Origin of the sequence: Massilia sp. TWP1-3-3, assembly GCF_049897805.1 — a bacterium.
In the GTDB taxonomy this organism is placed as follows: Bacteria; Pseudomonadota; Gammaproteobacteria; order Burkholderiales; family Burkholderiaceae_D; genus Telluria_A.
In genome coordinates, this window is the sequence record NZ_JAFCWX010000034.1 from 1 (window position 1) to 14,699 (window position 14,699).

Here is a 14,699-nt window from a genome sequence, read left to right on the forward strand (position 1 = left end):
CCGGGACATAGATGCCGCCGACGCTGACGAACCGTTCTGAGCGGTCGCTGCGCCATTGCGGTTGAGAAATCACGCGCTTCCAAAGCCAGATTTAGGCGGATTTACACCGCCGCTAACAGTCCAATCCCCATAGGCCCGCTTCACGCTGGCAACGCCGTGCCTGGACACTTCCGCGAGAAGCTCTTGGATGATCGACGATTGCGCGTTGTCAGCATCAATCAAAACGGCAAGCTTTTGATTGGGCGTCTTTTCACCGTTGGGAATTGCCACAAGAGTCTCCGAGTTCAAAAAAATATCGTGTTGCGCAGGATTGATAGCCCCGCGCTGTTCGGGGCATCAAGCATCCAACTTCAGTTGGCAATGCTTCACAAAGTCGTTGTAAACCGGAACAAATTCGCTGGCCTTCTGATTCAATATGCGCGCGTCTTCGCGAACGTGCTGCGGACTAGGGCCAGCCGCACGGAGGCTGTCGGAGTAGACCGATGCCATCGCTCCATTGCCAACCACCTACGTCCGGAGCGCGATTTCGCTCGCGATTGCACACGCTTCCCCAAAGAAGACTTTCATCAGGGTTTGAAGCTCTGGGTCGCTGAACTCGTTCTCTGGCTTATCCCAGCTGTCGGCAAAGGCGACAAGCGGGTTAAATGCCTCACGAAAAAAGGAACCATTGAAATCATGCTCCTTCAGCAATCGAATAACCGGCTCGAACGGCAGCGCCGCCATGAACCTTGCGAACAGGCGCTGATCGTGTGTCGGCCCAACAGACTGCCTAGGAGGCGCAACTTTCCACTCCGGGTAGTGCTGGGCGAGGTAAGTTTTGTCCTTGGTGAGGTCCCCCCAAATGTCGCCCCAAAACAGGATCAGCACCGGGAAGAGCCCGGCTGCCTTGCGCGCCTCGGACCATTCCCGAACAATTTGTTGAAGCTTAGTATCCGCCTCGGCAGTCGTGGCCACATACAGCTTGGACAAGGTGGGCTTGAAAGCCTCGGCCTTCTTCACCTCTTCAAGCATCGTCTTTTCGGTGACGCCCGTTATGGTGTTTTTGCATTGGATCCCGACGAGCTTGCCGTTTTGATCGTCCCCAAATACATCCACTCCGTCCTGGCTTTGCCCCTGGCGGCCATGGCGGGTGAAATCCGAACTCCCAAATCTGATCTTCGCTGCGGAACACACGATCTCTTCGAATTCGTCCCAGCCTTTTGGCTTTGGGCCGTATGAATTTGCTAAAGTCGGCATTCCGTCATTTCTCCATTCGTCAAACTGCCCCCGGGAACGATATTCGATAATGTCCGCCCATTCTACTCGTCCGTCCAACACCCGGAATGATGCCCTGAGCAAAAGGCAAATCTCAGGCAATCGGCCCAGCTGAGACGCGCTTCCCTTGCAGGAATTCCAAGAGCGGAGGCAGCGCCTCCCCGCGTGATTCCCTGTCTTCATAGTTCCGGACAGCGTCAATAAGCTCCTGATCCCTCGCCACGACTGCCGGCCATTGTTTGAGCTTTTGGAAATCATCTCTCCACCGCTGGGCCACTTTTTTCTCCCGCAGAAACGACAAAGTCATATCGAAGCTGGCCGACTCTTGGCTGGTGAAGATGATCTCTCGCGTCTCTAGGGCCGATTCATCTTTCTTGAAGACCTTTTAAGTATTTTTCCTTTTTGGCCGGTGCCTCTCGGCAGCCTTGGCGACGGCATCGACAGCCGCGCGCTCGGAAATAAAATAAATGTTCTCGTAGCTGCTGGCAGCATGCAATATGTTCATCTGCTGAACGTCGGCGGGCAAGGCCACCACAAGCCCCGCGTTCACCATTGGGCCGTTGGTTCTGTAAACATCTTTGTCGAATAGCGCGATGGCAAGGCCTGGCGTGACCGGGAAAAACAGCTGCAATCCTTTGTGGGCGATCCCGATCCTCGCCGCGCCGGCCCTCGGGGGGAAGAACGGATTGGCCAAGACCACAGGCGTGTCGCTCGTCAAAAACTCACTGCCGGCCGGCGCTTTGATGATTAGCCATTGAAGGTCATGAATAAGCACATACGCAGTCATCGCGTGCTTGACAGCTACATTGCTCAACCCACTCAGAGTAATCGTCATTCTCCCCAACTCTCCTTCTCCGAACTGATGCTCCAACGCGCGTTTCGCCAATGCGTCGACCATCTCGTTGAGGGCGTCTACTTGATAGCCTGTTCGAAAGCGCTGAACCATCAGATAGATGAGGATCGTCGAGAAATCGAAGTCGTTCAGTGGCGGGGCAGATTCCGCGCGAACCAGCCTTCGAAGAGCCTCAGCTGCGGCGCCTTCAATTTGCCCTAGCGCCTTCTCATGGATGCCGTCCTTGCCATAAAAATAGTCGCGATAGCACTGATTTTTCAATTGCGCACAGGCGATCGTCCGCTTGGCCTTGACGTTGAAAGGGTTGATGCTGCGTCCGTCCGCCGAGAACATCTTCAAATAGAATTTCGGGACGAAGTGGTGCTTTTTATTATCCGCCATCTACGCCGAGGCTTCCGCTTGCCCATCTGGCGGCGTCGGCCGTGGCGCCAACCTACGATTCACCTCGTCCGCAAACTCCTGAATGGCCGCGCTCAATGTCGCGACATCTGCGGCCAGCACCGCTATTGAATTGCCGTCCTTGTCGTGCCCGCTGCGGTGAACGATATCGTGCCTCTTGAGCAGGGCCGCTTCGAACGGTCGGACGCTGGGCAGCTTCACATCCAATCCATGCGTGAACAGCTGCGCCACTTTGTCCCAGCGGTGCCACACCAGATTTTGGAGATAGCCCTTCACTCGCCCTTTGAGCCCGTCGTATTGATCGAAGATGCTGCCTAGCGTCATGGGCTCATCTTTGAGGGCCGGAAGCCGAGTCACCATGTTCCGCAGCGCTGCTTCGTCGTGTTCTACCCAGTAGACGATGGTCTCCCAAAGAAACGATTCCAGCGCGGTGATCAACGAGGAATATGCCAGCAGCTGAGCCAAGGCCATCGCGTCCACCCCGCCTTGTAGATCGAGCAAACTGTTTGCCTGCGCGAGCCGGCGGGTCAAGGAGTCGATGGGTTGGTCGCGAGTGATCAGCTCTATGTCGAATCGCTCGTCGTATTCGTCCTCCTCGTAGTAGTCATCGAAGCTGCGCGGACTCCAGTCTTGACCGACCTCGGAATGGAGATCCGCGATGAGCTCTTCCAGTATGTCCTTGTCGGCGGTCTCAGAAAATCGCTCGGGTAAAACGTCCTCCGGGTCATGCGGCCCGCCGTTGACATAGATGAAGCCGCCCTCGCGGCCGTTGTATGGCAGATCTTCGGCAGGGTCGCAGTAGCGGGCCAAAAACCAGCGGCGCATCATTTCTTTCTGTTCTTCGGGCTCGGCTGCGATGAAGGACGCATCGTCCGGCTCATATGGCCCCATAAATTTCGGGAAGAATCCCTTCCTCGGCGGCTCTTTGGCCTTGTCCTCTTCAAAATCTTCGTTACTCACTTCTCATCCTTTCTTAGGCTATGCATTTAGGCGACGCTGACCTTGCCTCTGGATGCAGCCATGCTCACCACAAACAGCGTTGGGATTGTTGGCCATGAGTCAACCGCGCGCAAGGGTGTCTACCACCGCTTGTTCGAAGACATCTAGAAACTTGGCATCATATTGCTCATCGATGTGCTTCAAGTTCCAGAGACCGCTCGATGCAATCTCCGACCTCGGGCTTTGCAGGCCAAGCCAAGCTGAGCTCGGCGGATTCGATGAAGCCCCTCGATTCGACAAGAGAGCGATCGCGTTGCGCACGATGAAGGCTCGCATGCTCGCCGCGCTTGCTTCGTCCTCGGCCGCCACCCAACAAACAGGCAGCGAACCGATGATCGCCGACACGCGCTTTTCCCAAAGAGCCTCCTCAGCCATTAGGGCGGGATTCGATCTCAGTTCGACCGGGGCGACGGAACCGACGCCCCACGTGGGAATATGTCGGGACTCTTTGGCGAGAAGCGCGCGACCAACATGCAGACGGAAGATGGAGCCGCGATGATTTCCGGAGCCCGTTGAACTTCCCCGGTGTGCGCCCAGACGCGCGCGCAGGGTGGACTTTGAGCCGGCGCTCACGCCATGGGTCCCCACCCTCACAACACGAGGTTCGGCATGCCTTCGCTCGCCTTCTTCGCAGAAGAAATAAACGCCGCGGTTAGGCAGGCTCTTATTCGCGGACAGGTTTCTCAGCGGCTGAAGTTGCCCGACACCCGAAGCGAGCAGGCGAAACGTCTAGTAGAAGCGATCGATGTCCTCATCGCGGCGCGCACTCAAAGCGATGTCTCCATGATCCCCTTAGAACGTCGGCCGGCATCGTCGATCCGCCCATCCAGATCATCCAACAGGCGGAGCCCATGCTGCAACGGCGTAGTGGGCGTGCTGCCATCCACGACATGGTATTGGACCGCTTGCGCAAGCCTTCCAGCCTTGAGCAGGCCAGCGATAGCCTTCCGCGCGACCTTGAAGTAGGCGGTAGACGTTCCGAGGTAAAGAAAAATGCGGGCGATGTCGTTCTGCCGAACGTAGTCTTCGAGAAAGGGCCCGAAGGCCTCGTTCCAGATTCTGGCAGGAGCGTCCGACATCATCAAGTTGTAGTCCTGTATGGGGCTGCTGGGATGCAGCGGACCATATAGCGCGGAGAGTATGACGATCTTGGCGCCGGACGCATTCGAGGCCAACCCCGAAACTGTTTGTTTGAACCCTGGGACGCGGTAAAGCTTCCCATCGTATCGATCCAGAGCCGTGAAATACTGTCCATCCGTGCGATCTCCACCCAAGTCGGAGCCATCACGGATCAAGCCATTTTTCCCATACTTCTCGCGCATGAACCGAGAGTCGGCCCGGGTAGAAGCTAAGACGCGGGCGCGCGCGTTCAGGACCGAAGCGTAGACATCTTCGGATACGCACGCCATCAAGGGATCGGGCGCGCTAGGGAGCGGAATGCCTGACGCCTTCTTGGCCGCGCAGCACGGAATGATCAGGAGGCAGCGCGAATCAAACCTGTCGATCATGGAGCCGCCGCGGAAGGCTGTTCCATGAGCACGAGGGCAAGCTCAGTAGCCTCGACCGCAGCAAGGGCCGCGAATTTCTCGCCATCCAAGACTAGAAGGAATTCGTTGGCCATGCTCAGGTGTGGCTCCGTAGCGTTCCAACGTTCGCGCAGGGCGTCGCGTGGCGACAGCCATGCGACGCGCACGATCCCTTCGATCGCTTGCGAGAACAGCTCGGGCCACCTCTCCTCAGTTTGGTCAATGGCGGGGCCGATCACCGAACCGCTGAGATCCATCCAAAACGGCTCCACGGCGCTGACCCAGCCAAGCAGGCCCTGGCGCTTCGCCACTTCAAGATTGCTGGCCGCAGACATGGATGCCCGCCATTTTCGAAGCTCCCCCATGGCATAGGAGACGGGCTGGTTTCGCCCAATCGAATTCGCCTCGGTCGGCTTAATGAAAACCGGGCCGCCATCTTTGGCGCGGAGCTCGCCGAGCTTCTTCGCCGACATGCAAAGATAGAGGGCCGCGAGGTCCTCCTCGACCGCCGTTTCATCCTCCAAGGCCGAAAGTTCGTTTCGAGATCGAGCCATCCGCAGTCGTTCGTCCAGAGTGTCCAAGCTACGCCCTTTTGATGTCGCCGGCGTCGCGATCGGCCCCGGCCTTAGTCATGCCATTATATCCAAATGGAGCGCAACTCCTGACCAGATATTCACGGGGCTAGATTGGCCCTATTCGTGGACGGCTCGGCGCTGGCGACGGGCCGCAGCGCCGCCAGCGCGACGGGGTAGGTTCCGAGGATCGCCTCCTCCAAGCGTTCCATGCGCTCAGCTAGGCGAGGCCACGACTGCTCCGAGTAGCTGACCGTGGAGTCGGCCATCCGCACGTGGTTGAGCAGGCGTTGGATGGTCGAATAGGGGAATCCCAAGTCTTCCGCGATGCGGCCGAACGTGCGCCGCAAGTCGTGCGGCCGCAGCACGTCGATGCCCGCCTCTTCGCGCACATATTTGAGCAAGGAATTGCAGTCCGAGTAATGGCCTGTGGCGCTGCGAGACGAGCGCGCCGGGAACACCCACTTTGACACGCGTCCGGGCCCTTCCTCATCGCGCCGGCGCAGAAGCTCCAAGGCGCACGGCGCGATAGGCAGCTCATGGTCCGAGCGATTCTTGGGGTCGAAAAGATAAACCTTCCTCTTGTCCAGGTCGACCCAGGAGCTGTGAGCGGCTTCCGCCGCGTCGATGCGATGGCGCCACTTGACCTGGCTCGCCTCGGTCTTGCGCATCCCCCAAAGCAGCGTCAGGAGCAAAAAGTCGGCGCCGGTGGGGTTGGCGGCCTTCTTGTTCCACACCGCTTGGACCCACTTGCCAAGGTTGTCCATGGGGTCCATGGGATTGCGGATGCCCTTGCGCTTGTAGTCCTGCGCGAGCTGCGCGCGAGTGCGATACATCTCCTGGGTCTTGAGCGTGATGAACGGATTGTATTCGAGCGTCGGGTCGCGGCGCTGGCTCTTGGCCTGCTCCGCCTCGACCTTGATGGCGCGGTTGACCGCTGCGTTGGCCCATCGGCACGCGGCTTCGGCGGCGGTCCGCCCGGCCGGCACCAAAGCGTCGAAGCGGTCGACGATCATCTTCGACGAGAGGGAGGTCACTTTGCGGTCGTCCCAGTCCTTGAACTTCGAACGCCCCTTCGCCATCGACAGCAGCGAATTCTCCTTGGCCGGGGGATTGCGCTTGACCAGATAGCTTTTGTAATCGTCGAAGCAATCGCCCAAGGTCAGCTCGTTGGCGGCGCGCTCGCGCTCGACCTTGGTGGGCGTGACGCCGTGCTTGATGGAGATCTGGATGCCCTCGCGGGCCTTGTCGCGCGCCTCGTCGATGGTGAGGTCGCCGACCTTGCCGACGACCCATTTGGTCACCTTGCCATTGATGGCGCGCTGCACGATGTAGGACTTGCCGGTCTTGCCGACCCTGACGCCGAAGCCACGTGGAGAATTCTGGCTGGAATCGTAGGTGATGTATTCGCCCCCATCAAAGGGGCCATATACAATAGAGGTTTTCCCGCTCGCGGACGCCTTCAACTCGGGCCTCCTCGACAAGCTCATTTTCAGGACGACGTCCTGGTTCAAGGGGACCTTCATGGCGCGCTTTCGTGGTTTTAGCCGGGAAGAGCCAGTATGCTCCCTTTTTAACCAGCGCGGCTAGCCGGCGGCTAAAGCCAGAGGCACCTGAAAGGGAGCGAAACGGGACGCTTAGGATCGCTGGAGGCCGCTTGGAAGTTGGTAAGTCATTGAAAAATATACAAATTGGTTTGCCACAGGAGGCGGGCGGCAAGGTCACGCCGATGATGCAGCAATACCTGCGCATCAAGGCCGATTACCCAACCATGCTGGTGTTCTACCGCATGGGCGACTTTTACGAGCTGTTCCACGAGGACGCCGAAAAAGCGGCGCGCATCCTGGGCATCACGCTCACCGCGCGCGGCGCCTCGAACGGCAATCCGATCAAGATGTGCGGCATCCCCTTCCACTCGCTCGACCCATATTTGGCCAAGCTGGTCAAGCTGGGCGAGTCGTGCGCCATCTGCGAGCAGATCGGCGACCCGGCCACCAGCAAGGGCCCGGTCGAGCGCAAGGTCCTGCGCGTGGTCACCCCCGGCACCCTGACCGACGCCGACCTGCTGCCAGAAAAAGCCGAACGCCCCTTGCTGGCCGTGTGCATCATCAGCCAGCGCAAGGTTGCCACTGCCGGTCTGGCCTGGTTGTCGCTGGCCAGCGGCGGCCTGAAACTGATGGAGTTTTCGGGCGACAGCCGCACCGTCGGCCTGCGCCTGCAGCAGGAACTCGAACGCATTGCCCCGGCCGAAATCCTGCGCGCTGACGGCGCCGACCTGTTCGAAGACGACGCTGCGGTCCACACCCAGCGCGTGCCGGACTGGCACTTCGACGTCGTGGGCGGCCACAAGGCCCTGCTCGACCAGCTTGGCGTTGCCACCCTCACCGGCTTTGGCGCCGACGGCCTGGGCGCGGCCTTTGGCGCGGCCGGCGCGCTGCTGCGCTACGCCCAGTCAACCCAGGGCCGGGGCCTGCAGCACGTGCTCTCGCTTACCACCGAAACCGAAAACGAATTCATCGGCCTGGACGCCGCCACCCGGCGCAACCTGGAACTGACCGAAACCATCCGCGGCCAGGAGTCGCCCACACTGTTCTCCTTGCTCGACCACTGCCGCACGGCGATGGGTTCGCGCCTGCTGCGCCACTGGCTGCACCATGCGCGGCGCGACCAGGGCGTGGCGCGGTCGCGCCATGCTGCCATCGCTTCGCTGGCCCAGAGCGACGCGGCCGGCGCGCTGGCGGCCACGCTCTCGCAAGTGCCAGACATCGAACGCATCACCACCCGCATCGCCCTGCTGTCGGCGCGCCCGCGCGACCTGGCCAGCCTGCGCGACGGCTTGCAGCAGTTGCCCGCGCTGCGCAACTGCGTGCAGCGCAGCTTCATCGCGGGCGAGCCTTCGCTGCTGGCATCCATTTACGACGCCATCGCCACGCCCGGGCCATGCCTTGACCTGCTGGTGCGCGCGGTGGCGCAGGAACCTGCCGCCATGGTGCGCGACGGCGGCGTGTTCGCGCGCGGCTTTGACGCCGAACTGGACGAACTGCGCGGCCTGTCCGAGAACGCGGGCCAGTTCCTGCTCGACCTGGAAATCCGCGAGCGCGCCCGCACCGGCATTGCCAACCTGCGCGTCGAATACAACAAGGTGCACGGCTTTTATATTGAAGTCACGCACGGCCAGACCGACAAGGTGCCCGACGACTACCGCCGGCGTCAGACCCTGAAAAACGCGGAGCGCTACATCACGCCGGAACTGAAGGTGTTCGAGGACAAAGCCCTGTCGGCGCAAGACAAGGCGCTGGTGCGCGAAAAGCAGCTCTACGACGTGCTGCTGGCCGACCTGGCGCCCCACATCGCCTGCCTGCAGACCATCTCGCAAGGCTTGGCGCAGCTCGACACGCTCACCGCGCTCACGCACCACGCGCTGCAGCACAACTGGAATGCGCCGCAGCTGGTGGGCGAGCCTTGCCTGGATATCTGCGAAGGCCGCCATCCCGTGGTCGAAAACCAGATCGAGCGCTTCATCGCCAACGACTGCCAGTTCCGCGACGAGCGCCGCCTGCTGTTGATTACCGGCCCGAACATGGGCGGTAAATCGACCTTCATGCGCCAGGTGGCGCTGATTACGCTGCTGGCCTACGTGGGCAGTTACGTGCCGGCCAAAAGCGCCGTGATCGGGCCGATCGACCGTATCTTCACCCGCATCGGCGCCACCGACGACCTGGCCGGCGGGCGCTCCACCTTCATGGTCGAAATGACCGAATCGGCGGCGATCCTGAACGGCGCCACCGAGCATTCGCTGGTACTGATGGATGAAGTGGGGCGCGGCACCTCGACCTTCGACGGCCTGGCGCTGGCATGGGCAATCGCGCGCCACCTGATCGACACCAGCCGCAGCTTCACACTGTTCGCGACTCACTATTTTGAATTGACCCAGCTACCCGAAAGCCATCCGAGCGCGGCCAACGTGCACCTGTCGGCGGTCGAACACAAAGACAGCATCGTGTTCCTGCACGCGGTGCAGGCCGGACCTGCGTCGCAAAGCTACGGTCTGCAGGTGGCCCAGCTGGCCGGAGTGCCGCAAGGGGTGATCAAGGCGGCCCGCAAGCACCTGGCGCGGCTCGAATCGCAGGCGCTTGAAACCACGCCGCAGCGCGACCTGTTCGCGCTGCCGTGCGTGGAACCGGAGGAGGATGTTTCGCCGCCGCACGCGGCCAACAGCGCGCTGCTCGAGGCGCTGGCCGGCATCGATCCGGACGCCTTGAGCCCGCGTGAAGCGCTTGACCAGCTATACCAGCTCAAGCGAATGGCGTCCGAATGAAGCTGCGGCCCTGCTCCGCGCTGCTGCTGGCGGCGCTTTTCTGTGCCGGCGGCGCGCACGCCAGCAGGCAAACGCCGGCGCCGGCGTCAATCCCAACCCGCGCGCACCACTTCGGCGTGATCGGGCACACCTTTGCCGGCGGCGCATCGGAAGCGCAGCTTGAAAAGGCGCTCGCCAACATCCGCAAGGCGCCGCTTGCGTTCGTGGTCGCCACCGGCGTCAAGGGCGTCGCGGAACCGTGCACCGACGAGTTGTACATGCACCGGCGCGACATGCTCGATAGCGTCAAGCGGCCCGTGATCGTGGTTCCCGCGGCCAGCGACTGGAGCTACTGCAAGAACGCGGCCGGGCGCCTGGTCAGCATCGAGCGCCTGAACCGCCTGCGCGAGCTGCTCTACGAGGAACCGGACGCGCTTGGCACCAGGGCGCTGATGCTCGCGCGCCAGTCGGCCAACGCCAAGTTTCGCAGCTACGCCGAAAACGCGTACTGGATCATGGGCGACGTGCTGTATGCAACCGTCAATCTGCCGTCGAATAACAACAACTATCGTTCCGAGGCCGGGCGCAACAGCGAGTATGAAGACCGGACCGTGGCGGACCGTTTCTGGCTCACGCGCCTGTTCGCGCAGGCCAAGCACAAGCAGCTGACCGGCGTGGTGCTGTTCTCGGAAGGGAACGTGAATATTTTGAAGGAAGAGCCGGGACTGCTGGCGCGCCTTGGCCGCAGCAACCAGACGCCCCAGGATGGGTATGCAGCGGCGCGGCGCCAGATTGTCGCGCTGGCCAAGAAGTTTGAGGGCAAGGTGCTGTTGATCGATACGGCGCCGGTGTCGAATGGGGTCGAGCCGGCCATTGCGTGGCGCGAGAACGTGGGGCATGTCAGTGTGGGCTCGCGCGTGATGCAGGTGGACGTCACGCCGGGGGCCGAGCATATGTTCAGGATCGACGAGCGCTAACGGGGCTGTCGCAAAAGTGATGGCGCCGGAGGCGCCTGGGTGCCCCCCCCTTTTCCGACGAGCGCCGTCGAGACGCATGGCGGAATGCGGGCTAGCCCTTTTCCGCCCTACGGTCCTTGGCAGTGCAAAGTATTCTCCCACCGACCTTGTGCAACAGCCTTGTGCGCGAGGACGATGTAGTGGAAAAGCGTTTCCCTTTGCAGGCAAGCTTCCACCGCAGCGATAAAACCAACACCACGGGCACCCACCCGCAAGCGGGTACCCGTGCTGCGCTTCTATTTAATTTACTGCACCGGCTTGCCGTCAGCGTCGATCTTGACCACGTCCCCGAGCTTGAGCTCGCGAATGCCAGCTTCAACCTTGCTCATGTCGCCCACCACCACCCACGCCAGCTTGTTGGGCGTGATCGAGCGCGCGGCCATGGCGTTGGCTTGCGCCGGCGTCATCGCCATCACGGTCTGGGTAAAGGTGTTGTAGTAGTTCTCCGGCAGCTTGTACTGCAAAATGGTTTCGTACGCGCGGCCCAACTGTCCGGCAGTTTCGAACGAACCCGGCAAGCCGAGCGTCTCGTTGCTTTGCGCACTGGCCAGCTCGGCCGCGGTGATCGGCCTGCCGCCGGCGATGTCGCCATACTCGCGCACCAGTTCCTGCAGCGATTCACGCGTCTTGTCGGTTTGCACCGGCGACACGCTCATGAACAGGCGCTGGCCCACGGCCGGATGCAGGCCGGCGTTCACGCCGTACGACCAGTGCTTGTCTTCGCGCAGGTTCATGTTAATGCGCGAGCTGAACGTGCCGCCGAAGACGTCGTTGACCAGTTCCAGTGGCACCGCATCGGGCGAATTGCGCGGGGCAGCGAGCTGCACCGCATAGATCACGCTTTGCTGCGCGCCCGGACGGTCCATCAGGTACACGCTACGCTTTTCAGGCAGCTTGACTTCGACCACGTTCTTCTTCGGTACCTCGCCCGCCTTCCAGGCGCCGAACGCCTTTTCCAGCAGCGGCGTGATGTCAGCGAGCGTCGTGTCGCCCACCACCAGCAAGGTGGCGTTGTTCGGCTTGAACCAGGCCTGGTGGTACTTGACCAGGTCCTCGCGCGTCATGCGCGATACCGCCGCTTCGGTGCCGGTACCGCTGAACGGCAGCGCATAGGCGTGGCCCTTGCCATAGACGATTTCCGGAATGACGCGCAGCGCCATCATGCTTGGATTGCTTTTCTCGCGCGCGATGGCGGCCAGCCGGTCTTTCTTCAGGCGGTCTAGTTCAATCTGCGAAAACGCCGGGTTCATCACAATGTCGGCGTACACGTCCAGCGCCTTGGGCATGGTTGCCTTGAGCACGTTCATCTGCACAAAGGCGCCGTCCAGGTTGGTGCTCGCGCTGTAGTTCGCTGCCAGCGCTTCGAACTGTTCGCTGATCACCGGCGAACTGCGCTTTTGCGTGCCCTCTTCAAGCATGCGCAGCGCCAGACCGGCAACGCCCGGCAGCGCGGCGGAATCGGATGCAAAGCCGCTGTCGACCATCATCGAAAAATTCACCACCGGCGCGCTGTGGCGCTCGGCCAGCACCACCTTCAAGCCGTTCGACAGCGTGGCCCGCTGCATCGGCGGCAGGTTCAGCGTTTCCGGCTTGCCGAGCGCGGGAACTTGGCTGCGATCAAACTTGGCAGTAGTCGACAGTTCGGTCGGGAAAGGCTGCACATCGAGCACGAAGTCGCCGTCGCTGAGCCACTCGTTCATCGCCTGCTTCACTTGCGCCGGCGTGGCCGCCTTGATGCCCTTCAGGTAATCCTTGTAGCAGTCGGGGTTGCCCGTGTAGGTCTGGCATGAGGCGAGCAAGTCGCTCTTGCCGCCAAAGCCACCGACGCGCTCGACGATGCGGGTAAATTGCGCCAGGATGGCCGTCTTGGCCAGCTCGAGTTCGGCAGCGGTGGGGCCGCCTTTCATCAGGTTGCGCAATTCTTCATCGGCGCCCAGCTCCATCTTGCGCACATCGGCGCCCGGACGCGCGGTCAAGGTAAAGGAAAACTGGCCGCCGATTTCGGACGAATCGTTTTCCGCCTGCGCCGACGTGGCGAGCTGGTCCTTGTAGACCAGGCGCTTGTAGAAGCGGCTGGTCTTGCCCCCGCCCAGTACGCGCGCGGCCAGGTCGAGCAGCGGTTCGGTGGCGGTGTGCCCGCCCGGCACGTTCCAGACGCGGTAGACGCGGCTGGCCGGCACGCGGTCCTGGACCGTGCTGCGGTGGGTGCCGGTGCGCTTGGCAATCCAGGCTTCATGGCGGGCCAGCGGCGGGCCGGCGGGAATGTCGCCGTAGTACTTCTCCACTTTCGCCAGCGCCGCTTCCGGCGTGATGTCGCCGGCCAGCACGATGGTGGTGTTATTGGGGCCGTAGTTGGTCTTGAACCATTCCTGCACGTCCGGCATGGACGCCGCATCCAGGTCCTTCATGGAACCGATCACGGTCCAGGAATACGGGTGGCCGACCGGGTAGGTGTTTTCAGTGAGCAGTTGCCAGGCGACGCCGTAGGGCTGGTTTTCGCCCAGGCGCTTTTCGTTTTGGACCACGCCGCGTTGCAGGTCGAGCTTTTTCTGGTCGACCGAACCGAGCAGATGGCTCATGCGGTCGCTCTCGGCGAACAGCGCATAGTCGAGCATCGAGGTCGGCACGTTCTCGAAATAATTGGTGCGGTCGGAGTTGGTCGTGCCGTTCAGGTCGGTCGCGCCGATGCCTTCCATGGCGGTGATGTAGGTTTGGTTGAAGTTTTCGCTGCCACTGAACATCAAGTGTTCAAACAAGTGGGCAAAGCCGGTCTTGCCCAGCTTTTCATTCTTGGAGCCGACGTGAAACCAGGTGTTCACCGCCACCACGGGCGCCTTGTGGTCTTCATGGACCAGCAGCGTGAGCCCGTTCTTGAGCACGAACTTCTTGTAGGCGATATCGGGAATGGCGATGTCGACCTTGCCGGGGGCGGGGGCCGCATTCAGCGTGCCGGTCGACATCAGAGCAAGCGACGCCGCCAGCAGCGTGCGGCGAAACGTGCGGGGAACAAACGTGGTCATACAAGTTCTCCTGGAATGGCGTGCGCTATGCACAAAGGATGCGCCGCGCAGCGATACCAGGCGCGAGGCGCGCGTGACATTCTAATGCGTTTATTTGACGTTGGAAAAGATAAATTTTGACAACCCGACAACGTATGCATACGCTGGGTTGCCGGGCGCCGCCGCACAGAACAAGGCGCGGCGCCGCCCGGACAGCAAAGGACGCTGTTAATGCACGGGATGGCTGCGGAAGGCGTCGCCCTCGTCGCCGTCGCCATCTTCGTCGTCTTCGTCGCCATGGTGGTGGCCATGGGCGCCGTGCACGTGCTCGTGGGTGATTTCTTCGTCGGTGGCGGCGCGCACACCGGCGACCGACAATTCAAAGCGCAGCGCCATGCCGGCCAGCGGATGGTTGCCATCCAAAACGACCTTGTCGTCGGCGATGTCGGTCACGGTGAAGATCATCGCTTCTTCGTCGGCGTCGGCGTCGGGCATGCCTTCGAACTGCATGCCCACTTCCAGCGGCTCGGGCAGGCGGTTGCGCGGCTCGACCTTGACCAGTGCCGGATCGTAGTCGCCAAAGGCGTCGTCAGGCTCGATCTGGATGACGGACGAATAGCCCACTTCCTTGCCGTCGAGTTCTTCCTCGATCTTGGGCAGCGTGTTTTCGTAGCCGCCATGCAGGTAGACCATCGGCTGACTGCCGTCTTCGATCAGGTTGTTTTGCGCGTCGGACAATTTGTAATTGACCGTTACGACCGTATTCTTGGCAATCTTCATCATG

The 14,699-nt window shown here is 61.4% G+C and carries 12 protein-coding genes; 2 read left to right on the plus strand and 10 right to left on the minus strand.

Features of this window, described 5'->3' with window-relative positions; translation table 11 throughout:
• Positions 1–69 precede the first annotated feature (69 nt).
• From ACP7D4_RS23880 to ACP7D4_RS23915, 8 genes are all read right to left on the minus strand, one after another.
• Complete coding sequence (locus ACP7D4_RS23880; protein WP_426211718.1) at positions 70–270, minus strand: hypothetical protein; 201 nt, start codon at positions 268–270, stop codon at positions 70–72.
• Between the two features lie 237 nt (positions 271–507).
• Complete coding sequence (locus ACP7D4_RS23885; protein ID WP_426211720.1) at positions 508–1,236, minus strand: hypothetical protein; 729 nt, start codon at positions 1,234–1,236, stop codon at positions 508–510.
• A 403-nt stretch (positions 1,237–1,639) separates the two neighbouring features.
• On the minus strand, positions 1,640–2,488 hold the full coding sequence (locus ACP7D4_RS23890; protein WP_426211721.1) for a DUF4238 domain-containing protein: 849 nt from the start codon (positions 2,486–2,488) through the stop codon (positions 1,640–1,642).
• Positions 2,489–3,466 carry a hypothetical protein gene (locus tag ACP7D4_RS23895; protein WP_426211722.1) on the minus strand — a complete coding sequence of 326 codons (978 nt, stop codon included), beginning with the start codon at positions 3,464–3,466 and terminating at the stop codon, positions 2,489–2,491.
• Positions 3,467–3,565: 99 nt separating this feature from the next.
• Positions 3,566–4,078 (minus strand): hypothetical protein, encoded by a 513-nt coding sequence (locus tag ACP7D4_RS23900; RefSeq protein ID WP_426211723.1) that lies wholly within the window; start codon positions 4,076–4,078, stop codon positions 3,566–3,568.
• 194 nt (positions 4,079–4,272) lie between these two features.
• Positions 4,273–5,013, minus strand: coding sequence for a peroxide stress protein YaaA (yaaA, locus tag ACP7D4_RS23905; RefSeq protein ID WP_426211725.1), 741 nt, complete (start codon positions 5,011–5,013; stop codon positions 4,273–4,275).
• Positions 5,010–5,612 (minus strand): hypothetical protein, encoded by a 603-nt coding sequence (locus ACP7D4_RS23910; protein WP_426211726.1) that lies wholly within the window; start codon positions 5,610–5,612, stop codon positions 5,010–5,012. Before ACP7D4_RS23910 ends, yaaA begins: the two co-directional genes overlap by 4 nt.
• A 92-nt stretch (positions 5,613–5,704) precedes the next feature.
• Positions 5,705–7,117, minus strand: coding sequence for a tyrosine-type recombinase/integrase (locus ACP7D4_RS23915; RefSeq protein WP_426211727.1), 1,413 nt, complete (start codon positions 7,115–7,117; stop codon positions 5,705–5,707).
• A 215-nt stretch (positions 7,118–7,332) separates the two neighbouring features.
• Between ACP7D4_RS23915 and mutS the strand changes: the two genes are divergently transcribed.
• Together mutS and ACP7D4_RS23925 are read left to right on the plus strand one after the other, a co-directional pair.
• The gene (mutS, locus tag ACP7D4_RS23920; RefSeq protein WP_426211781.1) at positions 7,333–9,921 is read left to right on the plus strand and encodes a DNA mismatch repair protein MutS; all 2,589 of its coding nucleotides are present in this window, start codon (positions 7,333–7,335) and stop codon (positions 9,919–9,921) included.
• A complete protein-coding gene (locus ACP7D4_RS23925) occupies positions 9,918–10,877 on the plus strand; it encodes a hypothetical protein (protein WP_426211729.1) in 960 nt (319 codons plus the stop codon). The genes mutS and ACP7D4_RS23925 overlap by 4 nt, the downstream gene beginning before the upstream one ends.
• A 284-nt stretch (positions 10,878–11,161) precedes the next feature.
• Here ACP7D4_RS23925 and ACP7D4_RS23930 read toward each other — a convergent pair whose 3' ends face one another.
• Both ACP7D4_RS23930 and ACP7D4_RS23935 read right to left on the minus strand, forming a co-directional pair.
• A complete protein-coding gene (locus ACP7D4_RS23930) occupies positions 11,162–13,936 on the minus strand; it encodes a M16 family metallopeptidase (RefSeq protein WP_426105472.1) in 2,775 nt (924 codons plus the stop codon).
• A 207-nt stretch (positions 13,937–14,143) separates the two neighbouring features.
• Positions 14,144–14,695 carry an FKBP-type peptidyl-prolyl cis-trans isomerase gene (locus ACP7D4_RS23935; RefSeq protein WP_426105545.1) on the minus strand — a complete coding sequence of 184 codons (552 nt, stop codon included), beginning with the start codon at positions 14,693–14,695 and terminating at the stop codon, positions 14,144–14,146.
• Positions 14,696–14,699: the final 4 nt, after the last annotated feature.